This is a genomic window from Paenibacillus sp. TSA_86.1, assembly GCF_052691815.1.
The window spans coordinates 324,488-341,829 of sequence record NZ_JBQZGE010000003.1; the positions used below are offsets into that span (position 1 = coordinate 324,488).

Sequence of the window (17,342 nt, forward strand, 5' to 3'; positions counted from 1 at the left end):
CCTCCAGCTCTGTTAGGCTATTTTATAACAAGGAGTTAATTTGGTTTGGAGGGAATTTATATGTTTTGTTATCAATGTGAACAGACGCCGAGCGGTGGATGTAAAGTGATCGGGGTTTGTGGTAAAAATGAAACAATTGCCAGCTTGCAGGATACGATGATCTTTGCACTGAAAGGGATTGCAGCTTACGCAACACACGCACGTCAGCTGGGTTACACCGATCCTGAGGTGGATCGGATTACACACGAAGCTTTATATATGACGCTTACCAACTCGAACTTTAATCAACAGGAACATCTGGAGATGGCGATGAAAGTTGGTAATGCCGCTATTCGAATCATGGATGTACTGGATCGTGCCCATACGGATCGATTTGGTATCCCGCAGCCAATCACAGTGAGTCAGAACCAGATTGAAGGTCAATGTATCGTTGTAACAGGTCACAATCTGTATGCGCTGGAGGAATTGCTACGCCAGACAGAAGGCAAAGGCATCAACATCTACACCCACTCCGAAATGCTGCCAGCGCACGGTTATCCGGCATTGAAGAAGTATGCTCATCTCAAAGGAAATATCGGTAAAGCCTGGTACGATCAACGCAGACTGTTCGAGGAATTCCCTGGTGCCATTCTGGCAACAACCAACTGTGTTATGCCGATCAAAGGCACGTATGCGGATCGTTTCTTCTCTTACGAAGTGGCTGGCCTAGAGGGAGTAGCTAAGATTACAGGAGAGGATTTCTCACCTCTTATTGAGCGCGCGCTGTCCTTACCTGCGGCGAACGTACAATCCGAGCAGGTGTTAACGACAGGTTATCACCATGAAACGGTGATTGGACTCGCACCGGAGATCATCCAAGCTGTTAAAGATGGACATATTCGCCGTTTCTTCGTCATCGCAGGCTGCGACGCACCAGGCAAGGGTGGTAACTACTATCGGGAACTCGCAACATCCCTGCCAAATGATACGGTTATTCTCACCACGTCTTGTGGTAAGTTCCGTTTCAATGATGTGGACTACGGTACTGTGGGAGACACGGGTATTCCGCGGTATATTGACTTGGGTCAATGCAACAACTCTGGTTCAACCGTGAAAATTGCGATGGCTTTGGCCGATGCTTTTGGCTGTACGGTGAATGAGCTTCCTGTGAGTATCGTGCTGTCATGGTTTGAGCAAAAAGCGGTAGCTATTCTACTTGGTTTGTTCAGCCTCGGCATTCAAGATATCCGGATTGGGCCTAAACCGCCTGAATTTATTTCGGAAGGTGTTCTGGATGTGCTTGTAGATCTGTTTGGCTTGAAACTGATCACGACAGCAGAAGAAGATATGAACGCAATGCTGGCGTTGTCTTAATTAAACCTAGCTACATGAGTAGATTGGATAAAAGAGTCGTGCTTCCAGCGCGGCTTTTTTTGACGTTGAGATACATTCCGTCACAGGATTGCGCAGAGCATATGATTCAGGTGGTATCAGCCGCGGAGCGGCATTACCCCGTGGCACTATCCCCGAGGGTGCCAATCGATATGAACTGACCAATCTGTATTACATGGTTATATTGAGCAAGTTAGACGGGATTTCGCAATTTTAGGTGAATCGCTTGTTTTATTGATTGGAATCAAGGAAAGGGAAATATTCTTCTGTCATTATGAAAATATAAATCAGCCATGGGAGGTCACAACGATGTTGGAATATACATTTGAGGATATGAGACAGATGAATCGTGAAAAGCTGGGAAATATGGTGCCGCTGGAACTGTTCCGCACGATCCGGTTAATTGGATTAAATCAGGGTTTACCGATGGGCGGCAAAGGCACCACACTTACCATTGGACGTAAAATTGGAGAGAATCTGCCTGTACATACGGTCGAAGAATTATTGCAAATGTTTGAAGAACTGCGGATTGGTATTCCCCGGGTAATAGAAAGAAATGAGCATAAGATCATTGTTGCTGTGGATGACTGTTTCTGTAAAGGACTGCCTACACTTGAAGATGAGAAAATGGTATGTGATCTGGAAGGAGCGATTCTAGAGGGGGCATTGACCAAGATGATGAAACGAAGGGTGAGTGTAAAAGAAACCAAATGTAATGTGAGTGGTCATGAACATTGCGAATACGAGATCAAGCTGTAATTACATGCTATAATTATTTCAATAATGGTTTATATATTTTCATTAAATATGAATATATGGTGAAATGCACCATCGAATCGTCCAGTCTAACTCTTTTTCTTATATAATCAGAAGAAATAGGAAGGGAGTTTTCGGATGAAAAAATCGTTATGGATTATCGCCAGTGTGGTATTTGTAATCGTACTTGGAACATATTTGATTGCGAATACGTCAGGACAAAATAAGACCGAACAAGCGGATGCACCGGATATTCGAAAGCTGGTTGAAGATATCAGTACAGGCCGAGAAACACCGCAGTCTGCTTCGATCAGTGCTACAACGTTAACCGTGAAAGATGCGAGAAACCAGGAAACAACCTACGACTTGCCTGAAGATGAATTTTTTCTTTCCATTGCTCCTTATGTAGAGCAGACGCATCCTTGTGAGATTCACAGTTTAACCGGCTGTCAAGGCGAGATGGCGAATGAAGAATTCAGTGTGACGATTCATGATTCCGAAGGCAACACCTTGATGAAGGACGAAGTGTTAAAGTCCGGTGCCAACGGGTTTATGGATTTCTGGGTGCCACGAGACCGAACGTATCTAATCCGAATGGTTCAAGACGGAAAGGTAGCTGAGACACAGTTGTCTACATACCAAACGGATCAGACCTGCATCACCACAATGCAGTTAATGTAAACTCAGTGCCAGACAAGCAATCATGAAGTATAGTACGAGTAGATGATTAAAAGATGCGATAAAGACAAGGAAAGACTGGCCTCAGCGGCGTGTCTTTCCTTTTTTGTAATGGGAATACAAATGTGAAAATTATAAGGCAACGTTGACAAAAAAGAATTCAATGAGTGATAATGATAATTGTTATCATATAAATACATACAAACAGAGGAGATAAGGGATATGAAAAAAGGGTTACATGCGCTGTTAATCATGATGGCATTTGTTTTCGTGCTGGCAGGATGCGGTAAGGCTGCTACAACGACAGAACCAAGTAAAAATACGGTTACGGGCGGTGCTCCTGCTGAAGAGTCTGCTGGCCCGGTTACCGTGCAGCATAAACGCGGGGAATTGACACTGGACAAGCCCGCTAAACGTGTCGTGACACTGGAATGGACTTACACAGAAGACGTTGTTGCTTTAGGCGTTCAGCCTGTAGGTAACGCAGATAATGCCAACTATAAAGTGTATGTAACGGGCGAAGCGGCTCTGGATGATAGCGTTACGGATATCGGAACACGCAGTGAGCCAAATATGGAGGCTATTGCAGCATTGAAGCCGGATCTGATCATCGCCAATGCAGACAACAATTCGAACGTGTATGACCAGTTGAAAGCTATTGCTCCAACGCTGGAGTTTGATCCATATGAAGGCGATGGTTATAACTATGATAAAATGACGACCATTTTTAATACAATTGCAACAGCTCTGGGTAAAGAAGATAAAGCAAAAGAAGTGCTGAGCAACCTGGATCAGCATTATGTGGAAGCCAAAGAAAAGCTGACTGCAGCTGGAAAAGGAAATTTCCACTACGTACTGACACAGGCATTCACCTATCAAAATGCAGCTTCCCTGCGTATGTTCAGCGACAATTCGGTTGTAGCGGGTACCTTGAACAAAATTGGGTTGGTGAATGATTGGCAGCCGGACAAACTTGAAAACTACGGTTTCTCCACGGTAGGTATTGAATCTTTATCCACAGTACAGGACAGCAATTTTATCTATATTACGCAACCGGACGATGAAGTCTTTGGTACAGCGATGAAAAACAATTCGGTGTGGAACGGTCTGAACTTTGTGAAGGAAAAGCGTACGTATCCATTGGGAAGTACGACATGGACATTTGGCGGCCCGATTTCTTCCAAAGTACTGGTTGACGGTGTAGTTGGGGCGATTACCAAATGAGTCCGACTCAACAAGGAATGAAGCCAGCCATAAACTGGCGAATGATAAGCATCTATGGGGGCGGCCTGACCGCCCTTATCGTGCTTTTTTTTGTAAGTTTATGTTATGGGGAAGCGGCTATTTCGTTGCATGACGTTTGGGGCGCCCTTACAAACAGACAGAATACCCTCGAACATAATATGGTACGAGATTTGCGTATGCCACGTACCGTAATCGGCATCCTTGCAGGAGGTGCACTGGCTGTGGCGGGTGCGCTGTTACAGACCATTACCCGGAACCCGCTGGCAGCCTCGGACACGCTTGGGATTAATGCGGGTGCATATTTTGTCGTGGTGCTCGGTGCCATTCTATTTCCAAATATACTCAGTCAGTCCCCGTTTCTTTTTGCCGCCATGGGCGGTCTGCTTGCAGCGTTCGCGGCTTATTTTATGGGCGGCGGGCGTACGTCAACGCCTGTACGGCTGGCGTTATCCGGTATGATTGTGTCGATGGTGCTTGGTTCGTTTACAAGTGCCTTGCATATTTTTTTCTCAATGGAAACACAAGGGTTGTTCCTGTGGGGTTCTGGCACGCTCGTGCAGAACGACTGGACAGGTGTAAGTTATGTCTGGCCTTGGGTTACGGGAATAACGCTACTTGCGCTAATCCTGTCCAAACAGTGGGATATGCTGGAATTGGATGAATCAACCGCATCCTCTTTGGGGCAAAGGGTTGGACTTGCTCGAACAGGCGGACTGATTATTGCCGTTATTCTAGCTGCAGTGATTGTCAGCGTCATTGGACCGATCGGCTTTGTCGGTCTGGTCGCTCCACATTTGGTTCGCCTAAGCGGAGTTCGCTCTAATCGTCTCCTGATTCCCGGTGTATTCATCTGGGGAGCAGCGTTGCTGGTGGGCGCAGATGTACTTGCCAAAATGATACGCAATTCCAGTATGGAGCTGCCTACGGGTGCAGTTATGGCGATTATAGGTGCGCCTTGGCTAATATGGCTGGTGCTTACCCGAATGAAAGCCGGGAATGGAGCTGGAATGACAACATCCATGAGCACAGGTGGGCGTGTACGCCGATTTGCCTTTATGCCTGTAGCTATTCTTTTTTCCGTCATTACCATTGGGCTAGTTCTGCTCAGTACGATGTTTGGTGGAATGCGTATTCCGTTAGCTGAGTTGTTGCCAAGTTTGTTCCAGTCGGATGGGATGTTCTCGGGAATTGTTCAGCTTCGAATCCCGCGTACCTTGGTGGCTGCTGGAGCAGGAGCGGCTCTCGCCATCAGCGGGGTGCTTATCCAGATGGCTGTGCGGAACCCACTTGCCGATGCATCAATTGTGGGTGTATCTTCCGGTGCGGGACTTGGTGCTATGATGGTGTTTATCCTATGGCCTGGACTGCCGATGTTCATCTTGCCTATCGCAGCCATCACGGGTGCCGCCATTGCCGCTGTGGTTGTATTCTCGCTCTCTTGGAAAAAAGGCTTGAATCCATCTGCGGTCGTATTGCTGGGGATTGCGATGTCAGCTATTGCCGGCGCAGGCATACAGATTCTGATCGTACGCGGAGCCGTGTATGGCAGCAGTGGGTATATATGGCTGACGGGTAGCACGTATGCCCGCACTTGGGATCAAGTCAAAGTTATTGGCCTATTCCTGCTTATTCTGGTGCCAGTGGCCTGGTGGCTTGCTCGCAGATTTGAATTGCTTGTATTTGACGACAACAGTGCTTCCGGGCTTGGCCTGAATGTCCGCCGCACTCGCCTGCTGGCGATGGCTGTGGGAGTATTGCTCGCGGCCGGGGCTGTTGCTTGTGTCGGGACGGTTGGATTTATCGGTCTGATTGCACCACATATGGTTCGCCTGCTGACGGGACACAAACTGAGACAGTCTATGTTTCTGTCCGCGCTGGCCGGAGCCGTTATGCTAGTGCTCGCAGATACGATTGGCAGAACGGTGATGGCTCCAACCGAAATTCCGTCAGGTATTCTCATTGCGATTATCGGTACACCGTACTTCCTGTACCTGATGTACCGTTCTAATTGGCGCAAAGCGATAAAGTGAAAAGTGAAGTAAAAAGAGCACCAAACCCTGATGAGACGGGTTTGGTGCTTTTTAATTTGGTCTTAAAGTGGGTCTATATTTGTATTGTATTACAAATGTACTACACCCTGTCAGACTATTTTTCAGGAACGAGCATACCGCTTGCTTCAACATAGTGAAGGGCTTGTTGCAGTTGCTCTAGATCCTGTACCAGCGCAATTCGGACGTATCCTTCACCTGAAGGTCCGAAGGCACTGCCTGGTGTCACAATGACCCCTGCCCGTGTAACGAGATCCGTGGCGAATTGCTCTGATGTGTCGTAGTGCGCGGGAATCCGTGTCCAGATGAACATTGTAGCTTCCGGTTTGCTGATCAGCCATCCCAGTTTGGCGAAACCTTCACACAGCATATCCCGACGTTCTTCATAGATGGATCTTACCCGCTCTACATCTCTTTGGTCACCTGTAATGGCGGCAATTGCAGCCTTCTGGATGGGGATAAACATGCCGTAATCCATATTGGATTTCAGCTTTTTCAACATCGAGACAATCGCCCTGTTTCCCAGACAAAAACCGATTCGTGCTCCAGCCAGTCCGTACGTTTTGGACAGGGAGTTGAATTCAATTCCCACATCCATGGCACCAGGATACGACAGAAAGCTGCCGCATGTTATTTGGTCAAACACTAGCTCACTGTAGGCATTATCATGCAGCACGATAATATCGTATTTTTTGGCGAAAGCGATCAAATCCTCATAAAAGGAGTCCGGAGCCATCGCTGTTGTTGGATTGTTCGGATACGATACGAGCATGAATTTAGCTCGTTCGGCTACAGCTTCAGGAATATCGTCCAACTGGATAACATAGTTGTGTTCCTCTTTTTGCGGCATGTAATACAGCTCAGCTCCGGCCAGAAGGGGCCCATCTGCAAACACTGGATAACAGGGGTCGGGCACCAGAACAAGATCACCTTCATCTATAATCGAGAGGGAGATGTGTGCAAGTCCTTCCTGCGAACCGAGCAGCGAGCAGATTTCTGTTTGTGGGTCCAGTTCGACTTCATACCGTTGCCTGTACCAGTCACTTGCCGCCTGAAGCAGTTCCTTCTGATCGTTCACGGCGTAGATATAATTGGCTGGATCAGCAGCGGCTTCACCAAGTGTTTTCATGATGTGCGGAGCCGGCGGGATGTTCGGGGTACCGACACTGAGATCAATGACGGGCTGTCCGTTCTCCAGCCGGCGACGCTTGATGTCCAGCAACTTGGTGAAGATGCCTTCACTAAAGTGATCCATTCGTTTTGCAAATCTCATGATATATCCATCAGCCTCCATTGCTCTTCGTACGCATATGCTTTAATAATAAATGCATCGCGGACAAAAGAGAAGGGTAAGGAGAACAGTAGATCTGTAGTGCTTACTCCACCTTGAAGTGGCTCAGTTCATCCTGCAGTTTGGTGGAAAGTTGATTCAACTGATTCGACAGATCCGCCACTTGTTGAATGCTTTCCAGTTGTTCCTGTGTACTCGCACTGACTTCTTCCGTTGAGGCCGAGTTCTCTTCCGTGGTAGAGGAGATAATCTCCAGCGCCTGGAAAATCTCATCTTTGTGCTGATGCACACTGGCAGTGCTATTGGTGATTTGCGCCATACGCAGCTTAAGTTCTATCAAATCTTGATTGATGCTGTAGAACACTTGCTTGGTGTCTTCTACAGACTTCGTGTTCTCTTCCGCAATCTTCATTCCTCGCATCGTGTGTTCCACCGAAAGGGAAGTTTTCTCTTCAATGACACTTACTTTTTTGTTGATTTCCTCTGTAGCCAGAGCGGTTTGTTCTGCCAGCTTGCGAACTTCTTCTGCAACGACAGCGAATCCTCTGCCATGTTCCCCGGCGCGGGCAGCTTCAATAGAAGCATTAAGCGCAAGCAGATTGGTCTGAGAAGCAATTTGCTTCACCGTATCCACAAAACTGGAAATTTCATTCCGGCTCTGGTCAATCTCTTGAATAATGGAAGAGATGGATTGAGTAGAACTGTGGTTCTCCGCTGACCATTTGGACAGTTGCTCCACAACCGCAAGTCCTTGGCCGCTTTGGTCAACAGAGGTCTGCACCATAGATCCCATCGCTTGTGCATCAGCAGCAATTTCATCAATTTGGCTCGATAATGAACCTGTTTTACGTAAAATATTTTCCGTTTCAATCGATTGATAATTGGTTGCATTCGCAATCTCATTGATCGCCGTAGATGTATCGTTCATGGTTACAGCGGTTCTGGATGATATCGACTGCAAGTCATTGGATGAATGATTCAGCACTTGAGCTGAATTGCCAACGATTTGCAACATGCCTTGAATTTTCTGCACCATGGAATTCAGGCCAGTGGCAATCTGACCAATTTCATTATTGGATTTGATATCCAGTGTAACTGTCAAATCACCTTGTTCAATCTGCTTGATTTTACTCAATAGCTGCGGAATGGTGCGCAATAGACGACGCAGAGTAATGTAGCTGATAATGACCAGAAGAATTGCAGCTGCAGCAAACCCGCCAAGTGTAATCCAGGTGAATGTTCTGAGCTCTGCTAAAACTTCCTTCTCTGTAATCGTCAGACCTACGGACCATCCCGTGTCTTTGCTGGTTGCATACCCGATGTAACGACGCTCCCCATTGTCGTTTATAAGCTGGATGCCAGATTCACCAGCCATCATTTTTTTACCAACTTCACCCATATCGCCGGTAGCTTTCAGGATGTTCTCCTTCAACACTTTACTCTCATCGGGATGATACAGAATATCTCCATTTTTGGATAACAATATGGAATAACCTGTGTCCCCCAACGAGTAGCTCTTCATAATACTCGGGATATTACTAAACAGAATATCTGCTGCGGCAAAGCCAATCATATTGTTGTGATCATCCTTGATTGGATAAAAAATACCCATCAGTACTTTACCTGCCGAGATGTCAATGTACGGATCGGAAAAATAAAGCCCATCAGCGTCTTTTACTGGCTGGTAGTAAGGACGTGCCTGAATATCGAAATCCGGTGCGGAAACAACCCCGTCATTTTGTAGCCAGAAGCCTTTACCATCCATGCCGGCAATCCAGGCATCGTTGAATGAAGGTTCTGCTTCCACAATTTTAGCCAGTGTTTCCCTTGTTTCTGCAGCATAAGTGGAAGTGGCTGCTTCTGATGCTGATTTCGTTGTTTCTATGTATTCCCTGAATAATTTGTTAGTGGACATTTGTTTTACCAATGAGCCTTTTTCTTTGAATAGTGCGTCGAACTCACTGACAATGGCTTGTGTTTTGGTCTGGAGCATGGATTCCTGCTGTTTAACCAGAATGTTTCTTGTGCTTGTGAACATGAATGTTCCGAGTACAGCGAATACGACAACAATGATAACGAGCAGTACAGCAGCCAGAGTATTGGCCATACTGGAAGTGCGTGCTCCTCTGTTCCCCCGCTTTTTAAAAATGTTTAACATATTCCATCTCCCCAGATTCTTAATACGAAGTTCAAAACTTCTGAGTTATATGTCGGCATATAATATAGATTTGTGTATATTTTTGTCGAATTAAAAAATAATTAAGAAAACTCCGGGTCACGGATGAGAGATTGCTTTGGTATAATATGTTTATGGACTGAACGGGACAGGGGGAAGGGTAATGACACAGTTTTGGCATGCTTCGATACAGGGAATGCCCTGGAATGAAGAAAAAATGAACCAGGCGGTGCAGCATTTACGCCGGAGGGCAACGGTTCATTTTCGTGTTGGCGTGGATACGTATGAGGATTTGACCGAATTGGATATGAACGTTTTCGCAGTCAGGCCTGATCTGATTCTTCACATATCGAATGCCGATCTCAAAGCGAAGTATACATCCATTTTTCTCGGGCGATTAGCACAGTTGAAACATGTATCTGCCTTACAGCTAGATTGTTCGCAAGTGCAGGATTTGACGATTCTGGGGGCGTTGAAGCAACTCGTCTTCCTAAGATTGAATTCAACCGCAAAAGCAACGGATCTGAGTTTTATTGAATATTATAGAGATTTAACCTATCTTGAACTACATGGAAAATTCAAAAACTTGATCTCCATAGAAAAATGTAAAAGTCTGGAGACCCTTACCCTGAACTGTTCGGTAGATTGTCTTGAGTTTTTAACAGAACTACCAAAGCTCCAGTATCTGTCCCTTGATCAGTGTGAGTTAAAATGTGAGCTGGATGTACTGGCACAGTCAACCATCCGGATGCTCAAGCTTAGCTCGGTGCGGAAACTGATGAGTATCAAGGGACTGGAGCAGATGCACGGGCTTGAGTATCTGCATGTATCCTTGTCAAAGCTGGAACAGTTATGTGATTTTTCGCAGCTGCCTCGGCTCAGACAACTTGAACTGGTCTATATGAAATCACTTCAAGATATCGAGGGTTTATGGACGGCCAGTGCACTGGAAGTTTTGGAACTGAAAGAGATCAACACGGCCCTCAAAGCAACATCTTTTGCTAGATTGGCGGAGCTTAAGCAGCTTAGGCAGGTGGATTTCCGTTTTATTGATTTTAATAAAGGACGCATTGCAGCTATGCGGGAACAGCTCATCCAACAGGAGAAGTCACATGTCATCTATGAACATATTCCTGAACAACAACGAATCCAGTCGATGGCGATTGAGCATATATCCCGATATTTAACGTAAAGATACAGCAACCAGATTCAATAGATCAGCTCTTTCTACTACGCTATTACGTATTCATATCTGTAAGAGCGGGAACGTTAATTTCTTTCACACAAGCCGCTTTGGACAGGCTGACGATGCATCGGACGATGGATACCATATCTTGAACAGGAATGCGCGTCCCGTCATACTCAGACAGTGCGCGTTCTATTCCTTCTTCGTACGGGATCTCTGCTGCCAGCTCTCCCGGATTAATACAAGTTACCGCAATGCGATCCTGTCTTGTATGTTCTCTTAGAGCTTCTGTAATTCCACGGATCGCAAACTTGGAGGCAACAAAAGAAACCTGAGTGCTGCCCGCATTGTTTAAACCTGCTGTAGAGCCGATGAGAATAATCTTGCCCGCTGCAGACTTGCGAAGCTGGGGCAGTAGAGCTTGAATGCATACAATTGTAGAAGTTATATTCACATGGATCAGCTCTTGAATATCGGAAGGCTCATCCTGATCAAAGGTGTAGTGTTCCTCAAATCCGTTCTTTTCCCAAATACCTACGTTATAAATAAGCACATCCAATGTTTCGTCGCGTAGCTGCTTTGCAATTTGTTTGGCGGCTTGAAGCTCCGAGAGATCGGCCTGAATCCATATTCGCTGAACACCATCTTCCAGTTTCAGGCTCTCTGGCTTGCTGCGGGATACAACCCAGACTTTATCTCCTGCCTGTGGTACACCTCTGACAAATGCATCGCCCAATCCTTTACTGGCACCAAACACAATATAATTCTTCAATCGTAAAAACCTCCTCGCGATACAGATTGGATTCCATTACTCCATCGTCCTGTTTGCTATGGCAAAGGAGTTACTACTTCAAATGAGTGTAGTATATGAGGAATCCAACCTACATCAAAATTAATAATTATAATTATATTTTACTATATAGGTGGGATATGGAGGGTGAAGGTTGGATGAGATATGTTTCATTCTTCGAGCTCCGTTTGTTCATCTATAGAAGGGCAGGGCTACGGGGCTATACAATAACTTCATCATTATTATCATCGGATAACAAAACAATGTCTTCTCCGCGTTGTTGCCTTAGCGCAATATTATTCCTTCCCCAAGTACACATCACATCCACGATCGTATTCGCTGTTACCCCATATGCCGTAAGGCTATACTCGACCTTAGGCGGCATTTGCTGATAAACATGTCTTGTGACCAAGCCGTCACGTTCCAGTTCACGTAATTGTTGAATCAGTACTTTCTGTGATATGCCGGGCATGCTGCGCTCCAATTCTCCGGTTCTTTTGACACCCGATATTAATAAACAGATGATAATCGCTTTCCACTTGCCACCAATGATTTCGAGCGTAGCTTCAATGCCTAAACGGTATTGTTTCATATATGTCACCTCGGTTTATATTTACGTTTTTACAGGGATAACTATTTATTTTCTCATAACTGTAAAGCCAAAGTCCATACACACCTTGAGGTAAGTATCTTACTTCATTGTGTGTATTTTCTTTTGGGGTGACGGGGGGGATAATGATCCGTAATCGCAAAAAATGAAATTTCAATCTGTTTTGGAGAGGGGAATGGATGGCATGAAAACACTGGTTATTCTGGCACATCCGAATATGACAACTTCAAGAGTAAATCGCCGCTGGAAAAAGGAGCTGGAGCAGTACAAAGAGCAGGTACGTATTCACGAATTATACGAAGCTTATCCCGATTGGAACATCGACATTGCTCGCGAACAGGAGCTGCTGGAGGCACATGATCATATTATTTTGCAGTTTCCGTTCTATTGGTACAGTTACCCGCCGCTGCTCAAAAAATGGCTGGATGACGTATTCACGCATGGATGGGCTTATGGATCAAAGGGGAATCGATTGCACGGAAAGCAGATGGGGCTGGCCATGACAATCGGGGATAATCGGGAGAATTACGGAAAAGGACGGCCGGTAGGATTCGGCGTCGAAGAGCTGATCGCACCATTCCAAGCGAGCATGAATCATGTGGGTGTTACGGCACTGCCGCATTATGCTGTCTTTGGTGCCTCATCCATGGCAAGTGATGAAGAGATTGATCAAAGTGCTGAAGCGTATGTTCGATATATCCAAGCTTTCAAGTGAGATGTTTTCGAAAAAAATGAAAATGACCTGGCTCCGCATATAGCGGAATTCCAGGCCACAGTTGTACTTCAAGTGTACTTCAATTCGTAGTACTGATCCTAAGATTCAGCAGTACGTTCATCACGCTTACTCCATACGGAAGAAGTCAAAATCAGCATAGCCTCCGGTAGATTTGGTTGCGTAGTTGAACAACGCAAAGCGATAACCCATGAAGTGTGGCAACGTATACGACATCTGTAGCGTATTGCCAATGGTTGTCCAGTTCGTTCCATTCAGACTGTAGGCGAAATAGGCTTTATCTGTCTGGTTGGTGAAGTCACAGATGACCCGCAGATAAATTTTGTTCTGGTTCAGGGGCACACTTGCCACTTCGGTCATCGTGCCGGAACTGGCATTGGTCATTACAATAGACTTGGTATTGCCCGTCATCTTGACACCAACAAAGCCATATTTGGCCTGAAAAGCAGCCAGACCGGCATAATCACCATCCTTCATACCTGCCGTTTCCAAAGCGGTAATGCCTGTACTTTTTGGCCCGAACGTACGTTGTGTCAGCGTATTGCGAGCCTCCAATATATTTTTGCTGAGCTTGCCTGTGGTCAGCCGCATGAAACCTGGACGCTGGCTCAAGGACCATTTTGACGGGTCAGGATTATGATTCCACTGCCAGATCTTTGAGAGCGTGGATGTGCCCGAAGCCGCATTAAACTCATCTGAACCGAAGATTTTAGCAGACGGCTGTCCCTCCACAGGCATGTTCATCGTCAATGGAACTTTTCCATTCACCCCGAATACAGGCCAGTTATCCGACCAGGTCACTGGTACAAGATATGGTATGCGTCCAACGGCTCCTCGATCGCGAAACAGGAAACCATACCATGCACCTGAGGCGGTATCCACGATACCGCCTTGTGCGATGCCGGAATCTCTTAATACCACTTTACCAGTGTATGGCCCTGTCAATGAATTTGCACGATAGGCAAGCTGGATTCGTCCATCCCCTGAGGGCCAGGCGATCAGAAAGACGTAATACATGCCATTGATTTTCTGAATGTGTGCACCTTCTGCCTTTACAATCATATTGGAGCCAGCAATATTGCTGGCATTGGAGATCAGTACCTGATTCAAACCGCCAGACTTCACAGCCTTGGCATCAGGTGTCAACTCGACGATGCTGATGTTATCGCTACCATGTACAAGAAATGTGCGGTTCCCGTCAAAGAGAAGGGATGGATCATGATAATAGCTGTTCAAGGTATATGGCGTCCACGGCCCGTTCTCGATATTGCTGGTCTGATAGATGTATGTTTTTCCCGTTGAAAGCGAGCCGAAGGCGACATAATAGATGCCATTGTTGTAGCGGAGACTGCTGGCCCAAGAACCGCGACCATATTCGTTCTGGCCATTATTCAGATTCTGGACATCACCGTTGCCAAGCGTGTTATATACATAGTTCACAATGCTCCAGTTGACCAGATCGGTTGACTTCATGACAGGAACCCCTGGGTTCATATGCATGGTTGTACTGGTCATGTAAAAGGTATTGCCCACTCGAATGACATCGCTGTCCGGCACATCTGCATAAATGGCCGGGTTGTTAAAGGTTGCCGCAGAGACCGTCTGATGGCCCGATGGTAGTGATGTTAACAGCAGAGGAAGTGTAAGCAGGAGCAAACCGATTTTTTTCCACATAACTAATCCTCCTGAAATATCAGAAATAACAGATCATTATAAATGATTACGAAATTTCAAGATAATCGATGTAAGCATCCCAAGTTCCATTATCCGTTGTTACAACCAGCTTGATTTCCTGATTACCTGTGGCGTGTGTGATATTTGGCAAAGTTTGCACCGTCGGCTGTGTTCCGGTAAAAAAGAATGAACCGGCAGTTACACCACCAATCACCAGATCCACACGGGCTGTACTATTGTTGTTGGAAGCCCCCCGAAGAGAGAACTGATGTGTAGGGTTAGCAAAGAATTGATTGTAAGACGCTGAATCATTGTTCGCATAGAGTGCCACACCGTTAAAAGGAGAACTGATCAGTCCGGCATATTGACCGGCAAGGGTCATGCTCTCCGTTTCAACTCGAGTAACGTTTGGATTGGGATTCGGGTTAGGATTCGGATTTGGGTTACCTCCGGAACCGGAGGTGAACTGCCAATAATCCAGATTGAACAGATTTCCGCTCCCTGAACCTGTAAACACCAGATACAGATGATGACGTCCTGTTGTATTGGTGATATTGGTTTCGAGCTCACGCCAGTTCTGCATGCCACCCGTTGAAGTGACGTTAAGTGTGCCGATTAACGTACCTGTCGGACTGCCAAGGCGGAGTTCAATGTTACCATTTCCGGTAGAAGCTACGTTTGCCTTGAATTTTGAAGCACCGGTTGAACCGAAATCGACATTGCTTACAGCAACCCAGTCGCCATTATTGATATTGGTTACATTTTGGTTGGCCGTCGGCCCGCCGTTTGCTTGAGTAGGTTGTGTATTAATACCAGCTTGCCAAGCAATTGTCTCGGCTTCCACTCTGTTATACGGATTAAGGTTAGCTGTTTGAGACACACCGGTCATGTTACCCTGCACTTCCTGAATCGATCCGTCTGCATTATGCGTCAGCCTGTTGATGTGGGTGGAACGGTATCCTTTGCCATCCCCGAGGAAGGCTTTACTTACCGTTTGTGCATGGTACGCGACATACCATTGGTTATTGAACTGGAACACGGCATGGTGGTTGTTGCCACCTACACCGAAGAATGTACCCGGATTTTTGAGGAAATGCCCCTTATACGTAAAAGGTCCCATCGGGCTGTCACTCACCATATATCCGATTTCACCTTTCGGATAAGCTGCTGGATGGTTTCCTGCGAAATTGATGCAATACGAGTAGTAATATTTGCCGTTGTATTTATGGATACCCGAATCTTCAAACAGATAAGGTGCATCAATCGTTGTAGCACTGCCAACTACACTGGTCATATCGGCACCAAGACGGATAACACGCGCTGTTTTTGGATTTGCAATAGAAGCTGCATTATTTTCATTCGGAATACCGCCGCCTGCATACAGATAAGCGGAGCCGTCGTCATCAACAAGTACAGCTGGGTCAAAGAGCCAAGTTACACCCGACATCCCAGGAGTTCCGTGGGTAACAAGTGCCCGCCCGATTGGATCAGACCAAGGGCCAATGGGTGAATCAGCTGTCAGAACACCGATTCCTGCACCGGAGTTGGCAAAATACAGGAAAAATTTATCTTTGCCTGCAATTGTTTTCTTGGCCATTGCTGGCGCCCAAGACTGGCTTGCCCATCTGGCGATGCCTTGTCCATTGTTAGCATTGTTTGCACCGGCTACCGGAATGTAGCCATGGTCTGTCCAGTTCACCATGTCAGCCGAGGAGATCACGCTAATTCTGCCGATGGTGCCGTAGTTATTTTCGCGGACAGATCCGTCGTTGTTGTATAGGTAAGTATCACCTGTCATGTAGACGTAGACCCGATTGTTATGGACAAGCACGTAAGGGTCGGCCCCCAATTTGTGATCGACAAGCGGATTGGCATTCACAGGCGTTTTGGCAACGGCGTTATTAGCTGCATGACTGGACTCGGCCGGTAGAATGGAAAAAACCAGAATTAGTGACATCAGCAGGGCTATTGGTTTACGAATCATACGTTCGCCTCCATTGAATTGGTGTGTAATCGAATTAACATAAATGGTTGGACCCGAGATGTTTGGATGAGAAAGCAGAGATGAGAAATGAAGTATGAAGCAAGAAAAATGAAGAATTTAAAGTTCTTTATGACACCTCCTTCCAGAGAAGAAATGACTGTCCGTTCAGGATGAGGAATATATGGTTTAAACCATACAACATGCAGCGTGTATACTTGTTTACCGATGCACGTTGATAGTTATCACCCGAGGATAGGGATGGAGATACTTTTGCGAGAAAACGAATATAAATTGCCCGGTTGTGCTTTGTAATCGCTTTCAATAGAATGGTTTTAAAGGGAATGAATGAAGAATGGGACTTGTTACAATGTAATTATTTTTCATTTATGTTTTAAATTGTTTGTATATTTGACGATATCATATCACATTTCCGCGACAATACAATCACTTTCTATCAAAAATTGTAAAAAAAAGTTGGGTAGCACGTTAATTGCTTCATATGCAGCACAAAAAGGGAGATTCTTCACGCAGCTTTGTAATTCGTCTGGTCAGGTTATAGATACACAGAAGTATATTCCGAGGTAAGAACGATCAAGTTGGCAAGAAATAAGATGTTTCACGTGATGGCCGTGTCCTCTTCACTGATCGAGGAACGGTCATTTTGTCTTTGTTTCAGGTTAAACTTATTTTCAAGGTTTTTTGGATGAAACTCTAAGCGCAGATGGGAGTTGTTGATCGATAATGGTGAACTGTCCCCTGTCTTATGTCCACACCTCCGGATGAGTGGTCGAATATTACTA

General features: G+C 45.9%; 13 protein-coding genes. 7 read left to right on the forward strand and 6 right to left on the reverse strand.

Translation table 11 applies throughout. The features are described 5' to 3' along the window. Positions 1-60: 60 nt before the first annotated feature. The 5 genes from hcp to ACUTVW_RS10505 all read left to right on the forward strand — a co-directional run bounded on the left by hcp (position 61) and on the right by ACUTVW_RS10505 (position 6,080). Positions 61-1,353 (forward strand): hydroxylamine reductase, encoded by a 1,293-nt coding sequence (hcp, locus tag ACUTVW_RS10485; protein ID WP_434749969.1) that lies wholly within the window; start codon positions 61-63, stop codon positions 1,351-1,353. A gap of 327 nt (positions 1,354-1,680) precedes the next feature. Next, positions 1,681-2,130: a V4R domain-containing protein gene (locus ACUTVW_RS10490; RefSeq protein WP_445645737.1), complete on the forward strand. Its 450-nt coding sequence runs from the start codon at positions 1,681-1,683 to the stop codon at positions 2,128-2,130. A 135-nt stretch (positions 2,131-2,265) separates the two neighbouring features. After that, complete coding sequence (locus ACUTVW_RS10495) at positions 2,266-2,808, forward strand: CueP family metal-binding protein (RefSeq protein ID WP_445645738.1); 543 nt, start codon at positions 2,266-2,268, stop codon at positions 2,806-2,808. Positions 2,809-3,027: 219 nt separating this feature from the next. Beyond that, positions 3,028-4,029 carry an ABC transporter substrate-binding protein gene (locus ACUTVW_RS10500; RefSeq protein ID WP_445645739.1) on the forward strand — a complete coding sequence of 334 codons (1,002 nt, stop codon included), beginning with the start codon at positions 3,028-3,030 and terminating at the stop codon, positions 4,027-4,029. Beyond that, the gene (locus ACUTVW_RS10505) at positions 4,026-6,080 is read left to right on the forward strand and encodes an iron ABC transporter permease (RefSeq protein WP_445645740.1); all 2,055 of its coding nucleotides are present in this window, start codon (positions 4,026-4,028) and stop codon (positions 6,078-6,080) included. The genes ACUTVW_RS10500 and ACUTVW_RS10505 overlap by 4 nt, the downstream gene beginning before the upstream one ends. A 115-nt stretch (positions 6,081-6,195) precedes the next feature. On the opposite strand, the gene ACUTVW_RS10510 is transcribed toward ACUTVW_RS10505, so the two are convergent. Together ACUTVW_RS10510 and ACUTVW_RS10515 are read right to left on the reverse strand one after the other, a co-directional pair. Next, positions 6,196-7,371, reverse strand: coding sequence for an aminotransferase class I/II-fold pyridoxal phosphate-dependent enzyme (locus ACUTVW_RS10510; RefSeq protein ID WP_445645741.1), 1,176 nt, complete (start codon positions 7,369-7,371; stop codon positions 6,196-6,198). A gap of 103 nt (positions 7,372-7,474) precedes the next feature. After that, complete coding sequence (locus tag ACUTVW_RS10515) at positions 7,475-9,547, reverse strand: methyl-accepting chemotaxis protein (protein WP_445645742.1); 2,073 nt, start codon at positions 9,545-9,547, stop codon at positions 7,475-7,477. A gap of 181 nt (positions 9,548-9,728) precedes the next feature. Between ACUTVW_RS10515 and ACUTVW_RS10520 the strand changes: the two genes are divergently transcribed. Next, positions 9,729-10,757: a hypothetical protein gene (locus ACUTVW_RS10520; protein ID WP_445645743.1), complete on the forward strand. Its 1,029-nt coding sequence runs from the start codon at positions 9,729-9,731 to the stop codon at positions 10,755-10,757. A 46-nt stretch (positions 10,758-10,803) separates the two neighbouring features. Here the strand turns inward: ACUTVW_RS10520 and ACUTVW_RS10525 are convergent, their stop codons facing one another. After that, positions 10,804-11,523: an SDR family oxidoreductase gene (locus ACUTVW_RS10525; RefSeq protein WP_445645744.1), complete on the reverse strand. Its 720-nt coding sequence runs from the start codon at positions 11,521-11,523 to the stop codon at positions 10,804-10,806. A gap of 238 nt (positions 11,524-11,761) precedes the next feature. Next, positions 11,762-12,133, reverse strand: coding sequence for a winged helix-turn-helix transcriptional regulator (locus ACUTVW_RS10530; protein WP_445645745.1), 372 nt, complete (start codon positions 12,131-12,133; stop codon positions 11,762-11,764). A 202-nt stretch (positions 12,134-12,335) separates the two neighbouring features. On the opposite strand from ACUTVW_RS10530, the gene ACUTVW_RS10535 reads away from it, so the two are divergent. Further along, positions 12,336-12,866, forward strand: coding sequence for an NAD(P)H-dependent oxidoreductase (locus ACUTVW_RS10535; RefSeq protein ID WP_445645746.1), 531 nt, complete (start codon positions 12,336-12,338; stop codon positions 12,864-12,866). A 126-nt stretch (positions 12,867-12,992) separates the two neighbouring features. Here the strand turns inward: ACUTVW_RS10535 and ACUTVW_RS10540 are convergent, their stop codons facing one another. Then, entirely contained in the window at positions 12,993-14,558 is a 1,566-nt protein-coding gene (locus ACUTVW_RS10540) for a glycoside hydrolase family 43 protein (protein WP_445645747.1), read from the reverse strand. A gap of 46 nt (positions 14,559-14,604) precedes the next feature. Next, entirely contained in the window at positions 14,605-16,542 is a 1,938-nt protein-coding gene (locus tag ACUTVW_RS10545) for a carbohydrate-binding protein (protein WP_445645748.1), read from the reverse strand. Between the last annotated feature and the right edge of the window lie 800 nt (positions 16,543-17,342).